The organism is Exiguobacterium aestuarii (assembly GCF_020171655.1).
Taxonomy (GTDB): Bacteria; Bacillota; Bacilli; order Exiguobacteriales; family Exiguobacteriaceae; genus Exiguobacterium; species Exiguobacterium aestuarii_A.
On sequence record NZ_JAIVAC010000001.1, the window covers coordinates 1,125,356 to 1,145,890 of the forward strand.

20 protein-coding genes are annotated in these 20,535 nt (G+C 48.3%); 1 reads left to right on the top strand and 19 read right to left on the bottom strand.

Going from position 1 to position 20,535, the window contains the following annotated elements:
- Nucleotides 1–22: 22 nt before the first annotated feature.
- The 15 genes from LCM29_RS05985 to LCM29_RS06055 all read right to left on the bottom strand — a co-directional run bounded on the left by LCM29_RS05985 (nucleotide 23) and on the right by LCM29_RS06055 (nucleotide 11,753).
- On the bottom strand, nucleotides 23–370 hold the full coding sequence (locus LCM29_RS05985) for a diacylglycerol kinase family protein (RefSeq protein WP_224861484.1): 348 nt from the start codon (nucleotides 368–370) through the stop codon (nucleotides 23–25).
- Nucleotides 367–843 (bottom strand): rRNA maturation RNase YbeY, encoded by a 477-nt coding sequence (ybeY, locus tag LCM29_RS05990; protein WP_214782295.1) that lies wholly within the window; start codon nucleotides 841–843, stop codon nucleotides 367–369. Before ybeY ends, LCM29_RS05985 begins: the two co-directional genes overlap by 4 nt.
- Nucleotides 821–2,908, bottom strand: coding sequence for an HD family phosphohydrolase (locus LCM29_RS05995; RefSeq protein ID WP_224861486.1), 2,088 nt, complete (start codon nucleotides 2,906–2,908; stop codon nucleotides 821–823). The genes ybeY and LCM29_RS05995 overlap by 23 nt, the downstream gene beginning before the upstream one ends.
- Before the next feature lie 42 nt (nucleotides 2,909–2,950).
- A complete protein-coding gene (locus tag LCM29_RS06000) occupies nucleotides 2,951–3,907 on the bottom strand; it encodes a PhoH family protein (protein WP_074033920.1) in 957 nt (318 codons plus the stop codon).
- A 134-nt stretch (nucleotides 3,908–4,041) separates the two neighbouring features.
- Complete coding sequence (locus LCM29_RS06005; protein ID WP_214749229.1) at nucleotides 4,042–4,464, bottom strand: hypothetical protein; 423 nt, start codon at nucleotides 4,462–4,464, stop codon at nucleotides 4,042–4,044.
- Between the two features lie 5 nt (nucleotides 4,465–4,469).
- Nucleotides 4,470–5,456: a flotillin-like protein FloA gene (gene floA, locus LCM29_RS06010; protein WP_074033371.1), complete on the bottom strand. Its 987-nt coding sequence runs from the start codon at nucleotides 5,454–5,456 to the stop codon at nucleotides 4,470–4,472.
- The gene (locus LCM29_RS06015; protein ID WP_224861488.1) at nucleotides 5,453–5,992 is read right to left on the bottom strand and encodes an NfeD family protein; all 540 of its coding nucleotides are present in this window, start codon (nucleotides 5,990–5,992) and stop codon (nucleotides 5,453–5,455) included. Before LCM29_RS06015 ends, floA begins: the two co-directional genes overlap by 4 nt.
- Before the next feature lie 105 nt (nucleotides 5,993–6,097).
- Nucleotides 6,098–6,547: a GatB/YqeY domain-containing protein gene (locus LCM29_RS06020; RefSeq protein WP_074033373.1), complete on the bottom strand. Its 450-nt coding sequence runs from the start codon at nucleotides 6,545–6,547 to the stop codon at nucleotides 6,098–6,100.
- Between the two features lie 34 nt (nucleotides 6,548–6,581).
- Nucleotides 6,582–6,776 (bottom strand): 30S ribosomal protein S21, encoded by a 195-nt coding sequence (rpsU, locus tag LCM29_RS06025; RefSeq protein ID WP_029334745.1) that lies wholly within the window; start codon nucleotides 6,774–6,776, stop codon nucleotides 6,582–6,584.
- 74 nt (nucleotides 6,777–6,850) lie between these two features.
- Nucleotides 6,851–7,516 (bottom strand): deoxyribose-phosphate aldolase, encoded by a 666-nt coding sequence (deoC, locus tag LCM29_RS06030; RefSeq protein ID WP_214749232.1) that lies wholly within the window; start codon nucleotides 7,514–7,516, stop codon nucleotides 6,851–6,853.
- Between the two features lie 79 nt (nucleotides 7,517–7,595).
- Nucleotides 7,596–8,474, bottom strand: coding sequence for an EamA family transporter RarD (gene rarD / locus LCM29_RS06035; protein WP_214693116.1), 879 nt, complete (start codon nucleotides 8,472–8,474; stop codon nucleotides 7,596–7,598).
- A 108-nt stretch (nucleotides 8,475–8,582) separates the two neighbouring features.
- On the bottom strand, nucleotides 8,583–9,740 hold the full coding sequence (locus tag LCM29_RS06040) for a bifunctional cystathionine gamma-lyase/homocysteine desulfhydrase (protein ID WP_214749236.1): 1,158 nt from the start codon (nucleotides 9,738–9,740) through the stop codon (nucleotides 8,583–8,585).
- A complete protein-coding gene (locus tag LCM29_RS06045; RefSeq protein WP_224861490.1) occupies nucleotides 9,706–10,644 on the bottom strand; it encodes a PLP-dependent cysteine synthase family protein in 939 nt (312 codons plus the stop codon). Before LCM29_RS06045 ends, LCM29_RS06040 begins: the two co-directional genes overlap by 35 nt.
- Nucleotide 10,645: 1 nt before the next feature.
- The gene (locus LCM29_RS06050; protein WP_074033378.1) at nucleotides 10,646–11,113 is read right to left on the bottom strand and encodes an S-ribosylhomocysteine lyase; all 468 of its coding nucleotides are present in this window, start codon (nucleotides 11,111–11,113) and stop codon (nucleotides 10,646–10,648) included.
- A 16-nt stretch (nucleotides 11,114–11,129) separates the two neighbouring features.
- Nucleotides 11,130–11,753, bottom strand: coding sequence for a class I SAM-dependent methyltransferase (locus LCM29_RS06055; RefSeq protein ID WP_214782286.1), 624 nt, complete (start codon nucleotides 11,751–11,753; stop codon nucleotides 11,130–11,132).
- 309 nt (nucleotides 11,754–12,062) lie between these two features.
- Here LCM29_RS06055 and LCM29_RS06060 point away from each other — a divergent pair, with 309 nt between their 5' ends.
- Nucleotides 12,063–15,716: a S8 family serine peptidase gene (locus LCM29_RS06060; protein WP_224861492.1), complete on the top strand. Its 3,654-nt coding sequence runs from the start codon at nucleotides 12,063–12,065 to the stop codon at nucleotides 15,714–15,716.
- A 44-nt stretch (nucleotides 15,717–15,760) separates the two neighbouring features.
- Here LCM29_RS06060 and LCM29_RS06065 read toward each other — a convergent pair whose 3' ends face one another.
- The 4 genes from LCM29_RS06065 to dnaK all read right to left on the bottom strand — a co-directional run bounded on the left by LCM29_RS06065 (nucleotide 15,761) and on the right by dnaK (nucleotide 20,517).
- Complete coding sequence (locus LCM29_RS06065; RefSeq protein WP_224861494.1) at nucleotides 15,761–16,513, bottom strand: 16S rRNA (uracil(1498)-N(3))-methyltransferase; 753 nt, start codon at nucleotides 16,511–16,513, stop codon at nucleotides 15,761–15,763.
- 3 nt (nucleotides 16,514–16,516) lie between these two features.
- Nucleotides 16,517–17,455 (bottom strand): 50S ribosomal protein L11 methyltransferase, encoded by a 939-nt coding sequence (prmA, locus tag LCM29_RS06070; RefSeq protein WP_224861496.1) that lies wholly within the window; start codon nucleotides 17,453–17,455, stop codon nucleotides 16,517–16,519.
- Between the two features lie 18 nt (nucleotides 17,456–17,473).
- Nucleotides 17,474–18,580, bottom strand: a complete 1,107-nt coding sequence (dnaJ, locus tag LCM29_RS06075; protein WP_214693130.1) for a molecular chaperone DnaJ — start codon at nucleotides 18,578–18,580, stop codon at nucleotides 17,474–17,476.
- Nucleotides 18,581–18,690: 110 nt separating this feature from the next.
- Nucleotides 18,691–20,517: a molecular chaperone DnaK gene (dnaK, locus tag LCM29_RS06080; protein WP_214693135.1), complete on the bottom strand. Its 1,827-nt coding sequence runs from the start codon at nucleotides 20,515–20,517 to the stop codon at nucleotides 18,691–18,693.
- Nucleotides 20,518–20,535 lie beyond the last annotated feature (18 nt).

Consider the following 20,535-nt stretch of genomic DNA (forward strand, 5'->3'; position numbering starts at 1 on the left):
TGCTTTCTCAATTTCAGAACTCTTAGTATAGCACGTTCCATAGCCTTGGACCGAATATAATGAGTGCTGTCACAGCCGCTCCGACTGAAGCGACGAGGACGGCACCCGCGGCCACGTCTTTCGCCTGCTTCGCGAGCGGATGGACATCTTTTGTGACAAGGTCGATCGCCCGTTCGATTGCCGTGTTCATGAGCTCTAAACTCAGGACTAGTGTCACCCAGGCAAGGAGGACGAGATTTTCCATCCTTGTCGTTTGTAGCCAAATCGCGACAGCAAATACGAGTAACGCGGATATGAGATGGACACGCATATTCCGTTCTGTCCGAATGGCATGGAAGATTCCCTCACATGCCACACGAAACGGTCTCACACGTTGCCTCGCTTTAACTCGAAATGAGTGAGAACTTCCTCTTGTCTTGCGGTCATTTCCGCCTCTTCCTCTGGCGTCATATGGTCATATCCCAACAGATGAAGGAATCCATGGATGGCCAAGAAACCGAGTTCTCGCTCAAAGGAATGTCCGTAGTCCGCTGCTTGTTCGCGGCATCGTTCCACCGAGATGACCAAGTCTCCGAGGAGATGCGGTTCGTCCTCATCGAGAGTGAAGTCCATTTCGTCTTCGCCCATCTCATCAAAGGCAAAGCTGATTACATCGGTCGGAGCATCTTTTCCTCTCCACTCCCGATTCACCTCATGGATTTCTTCATTCGTTAAATACGTGACCGACAATTCACTCGGTTCTTCGACCTCTTCTAATTGTGCGGCATGTTTTAGAATCGACTCGACAAGCTCGATTTGAGACACCGTCAACAATTCATGTTCATCGTTCGAGATGATTTGCATGTAGTTCTCCCTCTTTCTTTAGTTCTGGATATTCAATTCGCTCGTGGAACAAGCCCGTCAACGTCTCGCATGCGCTCTCACCGACGCGCCAAATTTCTTTTGTCGTCAAATCGCAGTCTTCAAACTGTCCGTCTGCCAGTTTATCACGGATGATGGCACGAACGAGCATCCGGATTTTCTCCGGAGTTGGTTGTTTTTGCGAACGAACGGCCGCTTCGATTGAGTCGACAATCATGACGACCGCCGCTTCACGTGTTTGAGGCTTCGGACCAGGATAACGATATCGGGACTCCACCACATCTTTCTCCTGATCTTCTTTCGCTTTGACAAAGAAGTATTTCAATAAAGATGTCCCATGATGTTGCTCAGCAATATCGATGATTTCCTTTGGTAGTTTATAGCGTCTCAATAGATCGGCCCCGTCATAAGGGTGAGCCATAATGATGTCAGCGGACTCTTCTGGTGTCAGACGATCGTGCGGATTCCCTCCACCTTGCTGATTTTCAATGAAGTGAAGAGGACGTTCCGTTTTCCCAAGGTCATGGTAATAGCTCGCCACTCTCGCGAGTAACCCGTCCGCCCCAATGGCTTCACATGCCGATTCCGCCAAGTTTGCCACCATCATACTATGGTGATACGTGCCAGGCGCTTCCATCAAGAGCTTTCGGAGCAATGGATGTGTCGGACTCATCAATTCGACGAGTCGACCAGACGACAAGACGCCAAACCATGGCTCTAGGAAGGGCAAGAATCCAAATGTCAACACGATCGATAGCAAGGCGCTGATGACGGCGAACCCAGATAGGTACATCGCCATTTCCCAAGTCACTTGAACGTTTCGCAATAAGAGCAACGCGATGACCATGATGATATTCACGATGCCGAGTAAGACGCCCGACAAGAACAAGCGTTTCCGCTGAATTTTTGGTTCGACTAAAAAGACGGCTAAGAAACTTCCGGTCGCGACATATACCAATGTCATGAAGTTCGTGCTTTGTCCGAATGTGACGACGATACTCCCCGCAATCATGGTAATGAACGCCGATGCGAGGGCGACACGCTCGTCAATCAAGATACGTAGTAATAATACGACGAAGGCGGTCGGTGCCAAAAGATAAGCATACGTCGTGTAGTCGACGCCGATGTATCCGACGCCAAAGAAGATACCGAGTTGTAACAGAAGCAACCCATAGACGGTCACTAATATTTTCGGGCTTAGTAATAGATCTTTGATTTTCGAACGGATAAGCATGAATAAGAACCCGCCCGTCAATAATCCGCTCAATAAGAATGATCCGAACAGTGGAGCGAGTGACCGGTTCGGATCGATCGCTCCAGTGAGTTCTAGCTTCCGATAAATCTCACGCGTGACGACTTCCCCTTGACTGACAAGAAGTTGCCCTTCTTGGATGATGACAGGATCGACTGCATCGACGGCTTCTTGTTCTTTTTGACGAGTCGCCTCAGAGTCAAACACATAGTTCGGAACGATGAGTTCATCGCTTAATGTTTTTGCGATTGCACGGAATTCAAACGAAAGTGGTGATTGATCAACGATTGCAGCCGCGCGGTCTCTGGCCGCTGCGACCGCTTCATTACTCGTTTCAATTCGATCATCCATCACTTGTTGCAAAGCCGTTACCGTCACGTCTTCAACGGTTTGGCGCGTATCTTCCGTCGCCTCGAGGAGTGAGTTCAACTCTTCGTCCGCGAGTACCCCGCTCGCTTCCGTCGAGTTCAGACGGTTCTTAATATCTGCAAGTTCCGTCTCTTCATCGGTCTGGTCGAACGCTGCGAACAATTGCTCGACTTTAGCAATTTGTTGGTCGGCAAATTCCCGACGGAGCGAAAACTGACTGCCGACACCGTTCGTTACTTCTTGTTTCAACCGTTCAGTCGCCACTCGGTCCTCAACCGTAATCGGAGACCGGATGTCCTGTTCGGCAATCCCTAACGGTTCCACACTAATAATGGATGGGCGCACGGTGAAGTATAGAATGGCACCTAGTAAGAGAAAGAAAATCAGCGAAATCGTCGCGACTGTCCAATGTTTGGCTTGCTGCATTCGTGTGCCCCCCTTTCACGATCGTTTACCTCACTATCGTCCTTATGTGAGGTCTGTACTATAGGCGTTGATAATTTTCTTAACGAGTGGATGGCGGACGACGTCAGACGCGCTGAAGTGTTCAAAGTGAATCCCATCCACACCCTCTAATAAGCGTAACGCCTCTTGTAAACCTGACGCCTTGCCTTTCGGTAAATCGACTTGTGTCAAATCCCCCGTGACCACCATCTTCGATCCAAAACCGAGTCGCGTCAAAAACATCTTCATTTGTTCTTTCGTCGTGTTTTGTGCCTCATCTAATATGACAAACGCATCTTCTAACGTACGTCCACGCATATAGGCGAGAGGGGCCACTTCGATTGTCCCTCGTTCTAATAAGCGATTCGTCTGTTCGACGCCGTAGACGTCGAATAAGGCATCATATAACGGCCGAAGATACGGATCTACCTTTTCTTTCAGATCACCTGGTAAAAACCCAAGATTCTCGCCTGCTTCTACGGCAGGTCGTGTCAAGATAATCCGTTTCACCTGACCTTCTTTTAGTGCGCGCGCCGCTAGCACGACTGCTAAATACGTTTTACCCGTTCCAGCCGGTCCGATTCCAAAGACGAGGTCTCGTCGTTCGATTGCACGAACATAGCGACTCTGCCCAACTGTTTTAGCACGAATCGGTTTTCCCTTGTTAGTCGTGAAGACGACACGCTCATAATGTTCGAGCAGTTCGTCTCCCTTTCCAACTTGGATATGTTGAATGACACTGATGGCGTCACTTTCGTTAAGACGTGCACCTTTTTTCACTAACGTCTGTAACGTGAGGATGACTTGTTTTGTCAATTCTAGTGCTTCTCCAGTATCGGCTTGGATAATCAATTCCTCGCCTCTTGGAATAAGTGCCACTTTCAATTCTGTCTCAATCGCTTGGAACACTTCATCTTTCGGTCCGAGTAAAGCTTGTGCTTCATTCGCATGTTCCATGACGAAAGGTATTTTATCAGTCATAATCAATGGATACGTTGCCCCCTCTAAATATCGGTTATTCCTCTTTTACTTTAGCACTATCACGCCTATCGTGAAAGAAAGACCGTGTATTTTCCCCATGCAAAAGGCAGTAACGCGAGGTTACTGCCTTTGCCTTACTTCTTTCGTTTCGAGACCGGAGGTTGTAATACCTCGCTCCAAATGACAGCTTCCCGCATTTGTTTTTTCGAAACTTTCAGTTGTCGCGGTTTAATTTCCTCCTGAATTGGAGGGATTTTCACCGCTTGTTCAAACTGCGCACTCACTTTCGGCATCTCGACTTGACGTTCCCGAGGAGCTGGTCGCTCTTCGGTACGCGCTATCCGACGTCTCACCTTTTGTGGTGCTGGCTTTTGTTCTGATTCGGAGTCGTCAAACGCCGATTCAATTTCTTTCATCACGTCTCCGACCGAATCCAAGTAGCGTTTCAGTTCACTGCTCTGAGGACGGTCGCCTGAAGACGATGACTTTTCAAGCCGCTTCATCACCGCCGAGGCGATTCCGAAGGCTGCTAACAAAAGTACCCATAGTCCATCCATATTTATCACTCACTATCTGATTCAGAATCGATAGGTGACCCGATCGCTTTACGCATTTCCGTATCTGCTTGAACGTTCAAGTAATTCACGTAATCCATGACGCCGAGTTTACCGTTACGCAACGCCTCGGCCATCGCGAGTGGCACTTCCGCTTCGGCGCCGACAACTTTCGCACGCATTTCCTCTACAGAAGACTTCATTTCCTGTTCGCGAGCAATCGCCATCGCACGACGTTCTTCCGCCTTCGCTTGGGCAATCTTTTTATCTGCTTCGGCTTGGTCAGTCTGCAGGACCGCCCCGATGTTCTTACCGATATCGATATCTGCAATATCAATCGAGAGAATTTCAAACGCCGTACCTGAATCCAAACCTTTTGTGAGTACGGTACGTGAAATCATATCTGGGTTCTCAAGTACGTGCTTATGATTGTTTTGCGATCCGATTGTCGATACGACACCTTCCCCGACACGGGCGATAATCGTTTCTTCTCCCGCACCACCGACGAGACGATCGATATTGGCACGCACTGTAATACGTGCTTTCGCCTTCACTTCAATCCCGTCCATTGCCACACCGGCGATAAATGGTGTCTCAATGACTTTAGGGTTAACCGACATTTGTACGGCTTCAAGTACGTTACGTCCTGCCAAGTCAATGGCAGCGGCACGCTCGAACGATAATTCGATGTTTGCGCGGTGTGCCGCAATCAATGCGTTTACGACACGGTCAACATTACCACCCGCTAAGAAGTGACTTTCGAGTTGGTTCGTGTTTAAACCGAGACCCGCCTTGACTGCTTTAATCAATGGGTTAACAATTTTTGATGGTACGACGCGGCGAAGGCGCATCCCGACCAATGTGAAAATCGAGACGTGTACACCTGCTGCGAATGAGCTGATCCATAATCCGATTGGTACAAACGTGAAGAAGACAGCAAGCGCAATCAATCCTCCACCTGTAATGAGTAACGTCGTCAATAGTTCTGGTGTCATTCTGTTACATCCTCCTTCGGTTCTATAAAGGTCCGAACGACAATCCGCCCTGAATCCACTTTATATACCTGAATTTTTGTCTGCTGATCGAGATAGCCACCTTCTGTCACGACGTCAATACGTTCTCCGTCGATTTCGGCAGTACCGGCCGGGCGAAGTGGTGTTAACGTCACACCGACTTTCCCGAGAAGTTGTTTACGGTCATCATGGGACAAGTAACCTTTTTCGGTCGATGTCGAATCCGTCAAAATCAACCCTTTATAAATGAGCGGACGATTCGTACTTAATCGGCGGTATGCCCAGAACCCAAGTCCAGTGAGCACCGCTGCCGCCAAACCGATGGAGAGCCATAGCTGACCGATTGTCGCACCCGCCATGATCAAACTGGCAACGACCGCTCCGATCCCAAGCAAACCGAACAATCCAAACCCTGCAACGAACACTTCAATTCCAAGAAGGACGACTCCGACAAAAAAGACTGTCAGAATCACTCCGAGACCAAATGTCATCGTCTTGCTACCCCCTTCCAAATTCAAAGCTATCTCCTATCTCTAGTGTATACGAAACAAGAATGAATGTGGTTTCAGAATACGCAAAAAAAAGCAGAAACTTTCGGTTTCCCGAAAAGTTCTGCTTTTTCATCAATTCGTCAATTGTTGTTTGACGATTCGGTTCACAAGACCACCGTCTGCCTTGCCTTTGACTTGCGGCATGACGACGCCCATCACCTTACCCATATCAGATGGAGCGGATGCGTTCGTTTGAGCAATTGCTGCTTGGACGATCGCAGTCACTTCATCTTCTGAAAGTTGTTCAGGCATATAGGCTTCTAGGACGACAATCTCTTCTGCTACTTTGGAAGCAAGGTCTTCACGACCAGCGCTTTCGAATTCTCGGAGGGAGTCTCTGCGCTGTTTCATCTCTCGGTTGAGCACCGTGAGTTCCTCTTCCTCGGTAAGATCTTGACGACCTAGTTTGATAGCCTCATTTTGGAGCGACGCTTTTACCATCCGGATCGTCGTGAGACGATCTTTTTGTTTAGCGCGCATGGCTTGCTTCATGTCGTCCGTCAAGCGTTCTTGAAGACTCATGAGCCAACACCCTCTCTACACAATGAAACTGGAATCAGAATTTCTTACGCTTACGCGCAGCTTCTGATTTCAATTTACGTTTTACGCTTGGCTTTTCGTAGTGACGACGTTTACGAACTTCGGCAAGTGTGCCATCTTTCGAAACACCGCGTTTGAAACGACGAAGAGCGTCTTCAAGCGATTCGTTTTTACGGACACGAGTTTCCACTAGTTTTCCCTCCCTCCGAATTACACGACTAAGGAAACGTGTTTCACACGTCATATCATATTATAGTGAAATTAAGTCGTGTGGTCAACCACTTATTAATAGTCGCTGTCTGAACGTCCGCCTGTGACGATTGCGATACCAGCTGAAGCACCGATGCGTGTCGCACCAGCATCGATCATCGCTTTCGCTCCTTCGAAGTCACGAACACCGCCTGAAGCTTTTACGCCGAGGTCTGGTCCGACTGTTTCACGCATGAGACGAATGTCTTCGACCGTTGCGCCACCAGTTGAGAAACCAGTTGATGTTTTGACGAAATCTGCTCCAGCTTTCACTGAAAGTTCAGCAGCTTTCTTGATTTCTTCTTTTGTAAGCATGCACGTTTCAAAGATGACTTTGACGAGTGTACCGTTTGCCGCTTCGACAACCGCACGAATGTCACGCTCTACGAGGTCGTAGTCGCCGTCTTTGAGTGCTGCGATATTGATCACCATATCGACTTCATCCGCACCGTTTGCGATCGCGTCTTTTGTTTCGAACGCTTTCACTTCAGGCGTGTTCGCTCCGAGTGGGAATCCGATGACTGTACATACTTTGACGTCGTCATCCGACTTAAGTTGCTCCGCAGCATATTTGACCCATGTCGGGTTGACACAGACGCTTGCGAACTTATATTCGAGCGCCTCTGCACAAAGTTTTGTAACTTGATCTTTTGTTGTTTCAGCTTTTAAAGCTGTGTGGTCGATATAACGGGCTAATTCCATTATTCATTTCCTCCTCTGACAAATAAGTCTGACATCTAACATATTACCATGTTTTTTCGAGATGTAACAGCTTCCAAATTTAAATGAGTTGACGACGTTTACGAGCGACGACCCAACTGTTCCAACTGAAAAAGAAGATGGCCAGCCAAATACATGTGAATGCGAAGACATGATATGCTGTGAACGGTTCATGATACATGACGACTCCAATAATCAGACTAAGTGTCGGTGCGATAAATTGAAGGAATCCGACGAGTGTGAACGGGATATGTTGTGCCCCGTAACCAAACAAAAGAAGCGGAAGCGCCGTCACCACACCGGTTCCTAGCAATGCGACCCAAATCATCGGTGACATGTCGAAGGCAATCTGGTCCGTGACGACCTGATTGCTGAGAAAGATGAGCGCGACAGGAACGACTGCTAACGTCTCAATCCCAAGACTCACTGTTGAAGCGAGAGGTCGCCGCTTCTTCACCATTCCATAAAAACCAAACGTACTCGCTAATACGAACGAGATCCACGGAAACGAGCCATATCCAAGCGTCAAGACGAGGACGCCGATTGACGCGATCCCGACCGCCATCCATTGGACTCGGTTTAATGATTCCCGAAAGACGAGCACCCCTAACACCATACTGACAAGCGGATTAATGTAATAGCCGAGGGATGCCTCGATGATATAACCGTGATTGACAGCCCATATGTACACGAACCAGTTTGCACTGACGATGAATCCGTTCAACATGAATGCGTTTCGTGTGGCAGGGTGGCGAAGAGCGTAACCGAACTCTTTCCACTGATTCGTCCATCTTAATACGAGTAAAATAAATAAAAAGGACCAAACGATACGATGTGCCAAAATTTGCCCGCTCGGCACTTCTTGCAAAAACTTCCAATAGATTGGGAGGACGCCCCACATCACGTAGGCCCCGATTGTCGTCCATACTCCCTTGTTCACACGTTCACCCGCTCTCTTTCAAGATAAAAATAGTTTAGTCGATGAATGACTTCCGATACAAGGCTTTTGTTTCATGAAAAAAGGACGCGAAATCGCGTCCCTTACTGTTTATTGCTTTACCTGTTCGATGGCGGATAGAGCTTGTGCTAAATCTTCAACTAAATCATCGATATCTTCTAATCCAACTGAGATTCGAACAAGTCCGTCCGTGATCCCGAGTTCTGCACGTCGCTCAGCTGGAATCGACGCATGCGTCATACGAGCCGGGACACTGATCAAGCTTTCCACTGCACCGAGACTCTCTGCGAGCGTGAAATACTTCGTCTTCGCGACCATCATTTCAGCCGCTTCGGCCGAACCGACGTCAAACGCAATCATTCCACCGAACCCACGCGCTTGCGACAAGTGGACGCGTTTCGCTTCTTCACTAGAGACACTCGGGTGAAGGACACGTGACACGTTCTCATTCGATTGTAAGAATTCAACCAACGCCCGTGCGTTCGATTCAATCTCTTCCATTCGAACGGCAAGTGTCTTGATTCCACGGACGACGAGGAAGCTGTCTTGAGGTCCGAGGACTGCACCGACTGAATTTTGTAGGAATGCCAACGCTTCTCCTTGTTCTTCCGTACGTGCGACAACTAAACCTGCCACGACGTCACTATGACCGCCTAAATATTTTGTAGCACTGTGTAAGACATAGTCGGCACCAAGGTCGATTGGATTTTGGAAGTAAGGTGTCATGAACGTGTTGTCTACGACGAGCAAGACATCTGCCTCATCCGCAATTGTGCGCATCGCTCGGATATCCGTCACGTTCAAGAGTGGATTAGTCGGTGTCTCCACATAAATCATTTTCGTGTTCGCTTGTAGCGCATCACGAACCGCCGTTTCATCGGATGTATCGACAAAAGTTGCCTCCAAGCCTCGTGACTGAAATACTCGATTGAATACACGATACGTTCCTCCATATACATCAGACCCGACAATGACGTGGTCTCCAGATTTCAACAACATGAGTACGGTCGAGATGGCAGCCATCCCAGAACCAAATGCAAAACCCTGCACACCACCTTCGATATCCGCTATGAGTGTCTCGAGTGCGGTACGTGTCGGGTTCGCAGATCGAGAATACTCATATCCTTCCCGTAAGTTACCGATTCCGTCTTGCTTATATGTGCTCGTTTGATAAATCGGTGGTGTGACCGCCCCTGTTAATGGGTCGGTCGTTTTACCGCCGTGAATGAGTGCTGTCTTTGTACGCATGTTCTGCCTCCTTGACAATTCCTTGACTTAAATATCGTTCTGCACTGTCTGGCAAGATCGTCACAATCGTGCCTTCTGACATTTGATTTGCTTCCTTTACACATGCTGCGATGGCAGCACCAGAAGAACTTCCGATGAGCAATCCTTCCTGTTTCGCAAGATGCGCCACGTAATAGAAGGCTTCCTCATCTGTGATGGTATGAATCGCATCGACATAAGACTTTTCCAAAAATGGCGGCCATTTTTCGACGCCAATTCCTTCTGTTTTATGTGGACCTGGCTCACCGCCGTTCAAAATCGAACCGACCGGCTCCACGACAACAGTTTTCGTCCCCTGTGGTTTTAACGTTTTGGCGACACCAGTGAACGTACCTCCTGAACCCGCCCCCGCTACAAATACGTCGATTTGTGGCACGTCCTTCAACAACTCTTGCGAAAGGATGTCGACATAGGCGTCCGGGTTGTCCGGATTTGAAAACTGTTCCGGCACGTATGCGTCATGTTCTTCAGCCAACTCAAGTGCGTGACTGATTGCGCCTTTCATTCCAAACTCGGTTGGCGTGTTGACGACGGTCGCTCCAAGGAGACGCATCAATGCTTGTTTCTCTTGACTAAACTTTTCAGGGGTCACGGTTATCAGACGAATGTCGTATCGCTGACAAGCGAGCGCGAGTCCGATTCCCGTATTCCCGGCTGTCGGCTCGATCACCGTACCACCTGGTGCCACATCTCCACGTTTCATCGCCCGCTCAATCAAATTCATGCCGAGTCGGTCTTTGACACTTCCTCCCGGATTCATCATCTCCATCTTCCCGTACACTTTTACCGTAGCTGGAACAGGTAATGAACGGAGCTCGATGAGCGGTGTGTCCCCGATGAGTTCATAGACGTCACGGACAATCATCTTACGCTTCGTCCTTGAAGACGATATGCCACTCGTCACGTTTCGCAAGCATGTCAGCTGCTAATTTTTTGGCTCCCTCAAAATCATGATGGTTCGCATTCCCGCACTGTACCGGGTTTTGCGCTGGCAATTCTTCCGCGTTCATCGCATCGCGCAATGTCGCTTCTACGAGGTCGAGCATGCGCTCATAGTCCCCATCATTCAACATCGTCCAATAGAAACCTGTTTGGCATCCCATCGGCGAAATGTCCACGATGTCTTCTGAATGATTACGACTGTTTTCGGCGATCAAATGCTCGAGAGAGTGAACAGCACGCATCGGCATGAGGCCTTCGTTCGGTTGGATGAAGCGAATATCATACTTGTAAATCGTATCAGCCGTTCCTTCTTTCACACCGGCGAGACGGACAAATGGAGCCTGAACTTTCGTATGATCCAAGTTAAAGCTTTCAACGTTATATGTTTTCATGAGTAATTCCTCCTAATTATTTTGTAGCGACGACAAGCCAAACAAATTTATTTTTCTGTGTCATTGTCACGTTGTATCCATTCGCCTCTAGCATCGTACGAATGGTTGTCGTATATGGATAATATTCACGATTTAAATCCTCGACCAAGTCTGAATAGCCTTGTTCCGTAGCCCAGTCAATAATTTCTTGACGTGCGTGTGGAGATTCGAACATCGTATCAAGCAATACGAATTTCGGATGTCCCCAATCACGAACATATTGACCGATCGCTGTTTCCTTCTCAGAATCCGTCAAGTGATGGAAAGCGTACGAGGAAACGACCGTATCGACATGTGAGAACGTTGGATAACGGAGAAAATCTCCATGTTCGACCGATATGCCCAACTTCTCAATTGCAATCTGCCTCATTTCTGGAGAAGGTTCGATTGCAATTAAAGGATGTCCCTTTAAAATTCGGGCACTCAAGTTGCCTGTGCCGACACCAAATTCCAAGACCGTTCCTTCAACGTGTAACGCAACGTCATCAAGCATTTGATCATATCCGACAAATACTTCATGATATTGTTCGTCATGCCCCCCGACTGCCGTATCGTAATCTTTCGCCCAATCCTTGAAGATATCCATGAATGGTAAATTCATAGCGCCACCCCATCCTTAATTCTGACTAAATTGATATGTTTTATTGGTATTTAACATTAACGTTACATTAACAGGTTTTTTTGAACATTTCAAGTCATTCGCGTGATTCTGACGATCACCAAAATTTGATATAGGTCTTATGATTCAGGTCTTTAGTAATTGTCTGAACATTTAAATTTGTGCAAAAACACTCCCCTACTTTACGAAAAAATCCACTCTTTTTCCCCTGAACAACGATATGATAGTTCACAATGCAAGAGGAAATCTTTGTTTTTTACAGGTAATAACAAATATTAGGGGGTAAACACGTTGTCAAGAAGAAAAGTCTACTTAAACGCTTCACTTGCTACATGTATTGCTTTAACACCTGTGTTGATTCAAGCGGGTACGTCATCTGTTTCAGCAGAAGCTTCCATCAAACCAAAAATTGAGCTCGAAAAGAAACAGAAAAAAGTCCGAGTCGTCGTCGAACTCGTCGGTGCACCTGCAATCGCAGAAGCAGCGCAAAAAGGGAAAAAATTTAATGAGTTGACGAAATCAGAACAAAACAAGGCACAACAATCTGTACAGTCTGAACAAAAACGCGCAAAATCCGCTTTGAAAAAACAAGGCGTGACTGCTACACCGATTGAAGAGTTCACGACCGTTTTTAACGGCTTCTCCACTTTCCTCTCAACAAGTGAAATCGCTAAAGTTGAAGCTCTACCTGAAGTAGCGACTGTCCATGTCGTCAACGAGTATGAACGTCCTGAAGTGAAACCAGATATGGTCACAAGTAACGGAATGGTACAAGCCGAACAAACATGGGGAGATTACGGATTTGCCGGGGAAGGCACCGTCGTCGCTGTCATCGACTCGGGAATTGATGCCGACCACCGAGATTACCGAATCACAGATTCGAAAACGGCAGAATTGACGAAATCAGAAGTCGATCAGGCCATCACTTCGTTCGGTCTACCTGGTGAATATGTGAATGAGAAAGTCCCATACGCCTATAATTACTACGACGAAAATGATGATATTAAAGATGACTCACCTGGCGCTTCCATGCACGGTCAGCACGTCTCAGGGACGGTCGCTGCAAACGGTGATCTCGAAAACGGTGGAATTAAAGGGGTCGCACCTGAAGCTCAAATCCTTGGTCTTAAAGTATTCAGTAACGACCCGAATTACGCATCTACATACGGAGATATTTATATTAAAGCGATTGACGATGCGATCAAGCTAGGAGCAGACGTCATCAACATGAGTCTTGGTTCAACAGCAGGTTTTGTCGAAGCCGACTCTCCTGAACAACAAGCCGTTCAACGCGCTGTAGACAACGGTGTCTTCATGTCCATCTCTGCTGGGAACTCAGCATACTTCGGACATGGCTTTGACTTACCAACGGCTTCAAACCCTGATACGGGTGTTGTCGGGGCTCCAAGCGTAAGCCAAGCATCGACATCGGTCGCTTCACTCGAGAACGATCAAATTCAATTGGACGCTTTCCGCGTCGGTGACGAAAAAATCGGATGGAAGAAACAAGATGGACCTGCATTCTCGGAAGGTACATATGACGTCGTTTACGTCGGAGATGGGCAACCAGAAAACTATGCTGGTAAAGACGTGAAAGGAAAGCTCGTCCTCGCCGTTCGCGATGGAGGATACTTCTACTCGAAGATTCAAAAAACGGCTGAGGCACAAGGGGCAGCCGGTGTCATCGTACGAGGCGCTGTCTCACACGGAGACTATGTGTCTATGGCTCTCGATCAACCACTCATCCCGATGGCATCACTCAGCATCCAAGACGGGAACGAATTAAAAGAGAAATTAGCGGATGGACCGCTCCAACTCACGTTTGCTGGTGACCGAATCAGCGTCAACAACCGTTCGGCAGGCGCAATGTCTGATTTCACATCTTGGGGTGTCACACCGAACCTTGACTTCAAGCCGGAGCTTTCAGCCCCAGGCGGTCAAATTTTCTCAACGTTCAACGACAACCAATACGGTTTGATGAGCGGAACATCGATGGCCGCACCTCACGTTGCCGGCGGTGCAGCTCTTGTTCTTGAACGCGTCGATCGCGATTTCGACTTGAGCGGAGCGGCTCGTGTGACGATGGCAAAGAACTTGCTACTCAATACTTCGAAGCCCGTCACAGACATCGGACCGTATAACCAAGAATTGAAGCAGTCTCTTCCATATTCACCACGTCGGGCAGGAGCTGGTCTCATGCAACTCCATGCGGCCGTCACATCTCCGGCAGTCGCGTATGAGAAGAAGACGAAAGAAGCGAAAGTCGCTTTAAAAGAATTGTCGAAGAGTAAGGCGAAGTTCACGATTGTCGTTGAAAACATGTCTGACGAATCACTCACATACGATGTGGCCGCTTCCCTCCAGACAGACCTTGCCGTTACTAACAAGGATGGCGTCATTCAGAATGCGATGGAAGCTCAGGCGCTTCAACAAGCAATCATTAAGATCAATGGCAAAAACACAAGTAAAGTCACGTTGAAGGCAAAACAAAAGAAAGAAATCACCGTATCGATTGATGTCTCGAAGGCACAAGTACTTAATCCTGAGACGTTAGAAGGAACGGTATCTGCAAAATCAGTCTTTGAGAATGGTTATTTCGTCGATGGATTCCTACGCTTGACTGACCCACGTGGGACAGACGGCAACCCGTCACTCGTTGTCCCGTTCGTCGGATTCGAAGGCGATTGGGGCAAAGCACCAATCTTTGACGAAACGATTTATGAAGATGGTTCATTCTATGGAATCTCTGGATTGGTCGATGCGGCCGGGAACTATTTAGGAGAGAAACTTGATGAGTCTGTAGATGAAGAAGCGGTAGCGATTTCGCCTGACGGGGACGGTTCAAAAGACACGGCTACCCCGGTCTACTCGCTCTTACGAAATGCGAAAGACGTCAAGTATCGGATCGTCGATGAAAAAGGAAACGTCCTTCGTACCCTTAAAATCGAAGAAGAATTGAGAAAGAACTACTTTGATGGTGGAAGCGGTGACCCATACTACTACACGTCAGATAACGCTTGGGACGGAAAACTGAACGGAGAGATGGCGCCGAAAGGAACGTACTACTACGAAATTGAAGCGAGCATCGACTACATGAAAAAACAAGCCCAGACGTTACGGATTCCAGTGAAAGTGGATTACACGGATCCTCGTTTCACGATTCGTTGGAACGAAGGTGTGGCTAGTGTCAAAGCATCCGACGACTTTGCAGGCATCAACGGTATCGAATTCCTTCTTAATGGGAAAGTTGTTGCGAAAGAAGCAAAAGATACAGCAAACTTCACACTCGATGCGCCACTTGAATCAACGGACCAACTATCGGTTCGCGTTTCAGACAATGCGGGTAACGTGATCACACGCGACGTATCTACAGAAAATGACGCAGATAAACCAGGAGTCTTTGTCGATGCACCACTCGCCCTGTCTCCTTACGGTTCATCGATTGTACCGATCATCGGTCAAATCAAAGATGCCTCTGACGTTGTATCGTTCACTGTCGACGATGTGGACGTACCACTCACGTATGACGCAGCTGCAAAACAATACACGTTCAATACGACACGTTCGTATGAAGATGGATTCCACAAGATTCGTTTCATCGCGGAAGACACGTCTGGTAACGTGACGAACTTTGTCCGTCCAATCTTTGTCGATTCTACGGATGCGACGCTCTCAATCAGCAACGTGCCGAAAAACGTTTCGGCGAAACAAAACTCTGTGAACGTGAAAGTTCAAGTGACGGATAACTTTGACGACATCAAACTCCGTGTCAACGGTGATTTGAAATGGAGTCATACGTTGAAAGAACCTTATGCGATGCGCGCATTCTCACGTACCGAAACCGTCTCGCTCCCTGTAACAAAGGGACAAAACACTTTCACATTTGAAGTGACTGACCTCGGTGGCAACGTGACGAAGAAAGTCATCACGATCAATAAAAAATAATGGATTCACGAAAAAACGGCTGCCCACGTGGGTCAGCCGTTTTCTTATCCTCTCGCCAATTCAAGCGCGTACGAGATAGCAGACAGTGCATAAAGAGGAGCCGTCTCCGAACGAAGGATACGAGGTCCGAACGCGCAAGCGATCGCCCCCGCCTCTATCCATTGCGTGACTTCCGCTGTGTCAAATCCGCCTTCCGGTCCCGTGATGACGAGGAGACGTTGTTTTGATTGAAGACGATTCAATGTGTTGGCAAGTGCCGACTGCTCGCCTTCTTTCGCCGATTCTTCATATGCAATGATGACTTCGTCGTATTGTTCGAATTGCTGTGACAGTTGCTTCGAAGTGAGGAACGTACATGACGGGACGACGGCCCTATACGATTGCTCAGCCGCCTCTTGCATGATTTTTTGAATACGTTCTACTTTTTTCGGCACTTTTTTTGAGTCCCATTTGGCGACTGATCGGGAAGATTCGAACAATAGAAGTTGATGAACGCCGAGCTCGGTCGCTTTTTGCGCGACAAGTTCGACCTTGTCTCCTTTTGGCAACGCATAAGCGAGCGTCACGTCAATCGGCAGTTCGGTCTCTGATTGACGAGTCGACAATACTTTAGCCACTCCACTTTTCTTCTCAAGCGACGTCACGACACATGCGTACTCATTGCCCGTCCCGTCGAGAAGAACTATTTCGTAACCCGCCCCTTGTCGCAGGACCGTTCCGATATGATGAGCGACATCTGAAGGAAGTGTCACAACATCGCCTGTGAAAGCTTCTGGTGTCAGAAAATAACGTTGCATAGCTTATCCCTTCTTGGCGATGATCGCGACCCAGTCTTCCATCACGCGTGTCTCTTCAATTTCAAACCCTGCAGCCATCAGAGCGTTCGTGACTTCCGCCCGTTTCTCTCCAATGATGCCGGATGTGATGAAGCGACCTCCCGTTTTCGTACGAGCATAAGCATCTTCGATGAAGAGAAGAATGACATCAGCAAGAATGTTTGCCACGACCAAGTCATATTCTCCGTCCACACCTTTTAATAAATCTCCCGTGTCGACTTGAACGAGTGATTCGACACCGTTCGTCTCCACGTTTTGACGAGCCGATTCAACGGCAACCGAATCCAAGTCTAGCGCTTTTACGCTCGTCGCTCCAAGTTTCGCAGCGGCGATCGACAATACGCCTGATCCTGTACCGACATCAATGACGCGGTCACCTTCCCGGATGTAGTTCTCAATCGCTTGAATACAGAGCATCGTCGTCGGGTGTGTCCCTGTACCGAACGCCATGCCCGGGTCAAGCAAGATGACATTCTCTTCCGGTTGTGGTGTGTACTCTTCCCACAAAGGGACAATCGTCAGCTGTTGTGAGATTTTGACCGGCTTGTAATACTGCTTCCAAGAATGCGCCCAATCTTCCTCATCAATCTCTGCGACCGTGACCTCGCCTGATCCGATATCAAGCATGTTCCGGAGTCGCTCGATTTCTTTTTTCAAGTTTGCGAGCACATCTTGGAAATCACCTGAAGCCGGCACGTACGCTTTGACGTGTACTCCAGATGTCGGATACGTTTCACGATCCGAAACGTCCCAAATCTCTCCGAAATGGTCTTCCGCCATCATTCGGTCGAAGTCTTCGACGTCCTCGATGACGACACCTTGTGCCCCCACTTCGTGTAATAAGTTCGATACGGCTTCCACCGCAAGCTGTGTCGTGTGGACACAAATTTCAGACCATTTCATCGTTTGTACACACTCCTTTTAGTGACTAAAGAACTTTTTCATTTTTTGGAACATGCCGTGTTCCTCTTCGACACCCGATTCGCCACTGATTTCTTCGAATTCACGAAGCAATTCTTTTTGGCGGTCCGTCATATTTTTCGGTGTCATGACAATGACGCTCACGTACTGGTCGCCATTCGCGCCACCACGCACACTTGGCATCCCCTTTCCGCGTAAACGGAACTTCGAGCCAGTTTGTGTTCCGGCTGGCACTTTCAAACTCACGTTCCCGTGAACCGTCGGAACTTCGATTTCTGCACCGAGTGCCGCTTGTGCGAACGTGACCGGCATTTCCATCGCAATGTGTTGGTCGACACGTTCAAAAATCTCATGAGCTTTCACGCGGACGACGACGTATAAGTCTCCCGCTGGTCCTCCGTTCACGCCAGGACCGCCTTTTCCAGATAGACGGATCTGTTGCCCGTTATCGATACCGGCTGGGATTTTCACCTCGACGGTCTGTTTCTTCTTCACATGACCTGAGCCGTGACAAGTCGGACATTTTTCTTTGATTGTCTTACCACTACCGTGACACTTGCTACAAGGACGTTGATTGACCATACGACCGAGAATTGTGTTTTGCTCAACCGTCTCGACGCCACTGCCGCCACACTGGTTACACGTTTCTGGTTTCGTTCCAGGTTTCGCACCGTTCCCCATGCACGTGTCACATTCGACTTCGATTTCGAGCTCGATTGTTTCCGTCTTGCCTGTCACACTCTCCATGAAATCGAGGTCAACAACGTATTGATAATCTTCTCCGCGACGCGGTGCGTTCGGGTCTTGACGGCGTCCGCCGCCTCCGAAGAACATGTCAAAGATATCCCCGAATCCACCTTGGAAGTCACCGCCGCCTCCGAACTGGTTCGCCCCTTCAAAACCGAATCGGTCATACTGGGCACGTTTTTGTTCGTCAGAAAGCACTTCGTAGGCTTCACCAATCTCTTTAAACTTATCCGCCGCATCTGCCTCTTGGTTGATGTCCGGGTGATATTGACGGGCCAATTTCCGGTATGCCCGCTTGATTTCTTGTGCAGAGGCCGACTTGTCGAGCCCGAGCACTTCATAATAATCTCGTTTCGCCACTATTCTCGCTCCTATCCTTACAATCTACGTATCGATTTTACCGATTCTACCTTAACATGGAAAGAGCCAAAGCAGAAACCTGCTTTGGCGCTCTCCTTTACAACGGCTGTTTATTTACGGTCGTCGAGATCCTCAAACTCTGCGTCCACGACATCATCGTCCTGTTTCGCTTCTGTTTGTGGTTCTGCGCCTTCAGCACCTTGCTGTTCAGCCATTTTAGCATATACTTTTTGCGTCAACTCTTGAACGACAGCTGACAATTCGTCTTTGGCTGTACGGATCGCCTCAAGGTCTGAACCTTCGAGAGCAGTTTTCGCTTTTTCTTTCGCAGCTTCTGCTTTTTCTTTGTCCGCCTCTTCCACTTGCTCACCAAGGTCTTTGATTGCCTTGTCTGTCGCGAAGACGAGTTGGTCTGTTTCGTTGCGAAGTTCCGCTTCTTCTTTACGTTTGTTATCTGCGTCAGCGTTCGCTTCAGCTTCTTTTACCATACGCTCGATTTCTGCCTCATCGATACCTGAAGAAGATTGGATTGTAATCGATTGTTCTTTGTTCGTACCGAGATCTTTCGCTGATACGTGAACAATTCCGTTTGCATCGATATCGAATTTAACTTCGATTTGTGGCACACCACGTGGTGCTGGCGGAATGTCAGTCAATTGGAAGCGACCAAGTGTCTTGTTGTCTGGTGCCATCGGGCGTTCCCCTTGAAGGACGTGGATGTCAACAGCAGGCTGGTTATCTGCAGCAGTTGAGAACACTTGTGATTTCGATGTCGGGATTGTCGTGTTGCGATCGATCAATTTCGTCATCACGCCACCCATTGTCTCGATACCGAGTGAGAGTGGAGTCACGTCGAGAAGGACGACGTCTTTTACGTCTCCAGCGAGAACTCCACCTTGGATTGCTGCACCGAGTGCAACAACTTCATCCGGGTTTACCCCTTTGAATGGCTCTTTCTTCGTGAAGTCGTGGATTGCTTTTTGAACGGCAGGGATACGTGTCGAACCACCGACGAGAATGATCTTATCGAGGTCAGATGGTGTAAGTCCTGCATCTTTCAAGGCACGACGAGTTGGTTCCATTGTGCGTTCGACAAGGTCAGCCGTCAATTCTTCAAACTTCGCACGCGTGAGTGTCATCTCCAAGTGGAGTGGACCTGCTTCACCTGCTGTGATGAACGGAAGGCTGATGTGTGCGCTTGTGACGCCTGAAAGGTCTTTCTTCGCTTTTTCAGCTGCATCTTTCAAACGTTGAAGTGCCATCTTGTCTTTCCCGAGGTCGATGCCGTTCTCTTTTTTGAATTCTGCAACGAGGTAGTCGATGACTTTTTGGTCAAAGTCATCTCCACCGAGACGGTTGTCACCAGCTGTAGCGACAACTTCGAATACGCCATCACCAAGCTCAAGGATTGAAACGTCGAACGTACCACCACCGAGGTCATAGATCAAAATCGTGTGGTCTTCACCTTTATCTAATCCGTAAGCGAGTGCCGCAGCTGTTGGCTCGTTGATGATTCGTTTGACATCAAGACCAGCGATTTTACCAGCATCTTTTGTCGCTTGACGCTCAGCGTCGTTGAAGTATGCAGGAACTGTGATGACTGCTTCCGTGACTGTTTCACCGAGGTAGTCTTCAGCATCTTTCTTCAACTTCTGCAAAATGATTGCCGAGATTTCTTGTGGTGTGAATTTCTTGCCATCTACGTCAACTGTATGCGACGTACCCATGTGACGTTTGATTGATTGGATCGTGTTCGGGTTCGTGATGGCCTGACGTTTTGCGACCTCACCTACTTGACGCTCTTCCCCTTTGAATGCAACAACCGAAGGAGTCGTACGGTTACCTTCTGCGTTTGAGATGACGACTGCTTCGCCACCTTCCATTACTGCCACACATGAGTTTGTAGTCCCTAAGTCAATACCGATAATTTTACCCATCGTTTATTCCTCCGTCTC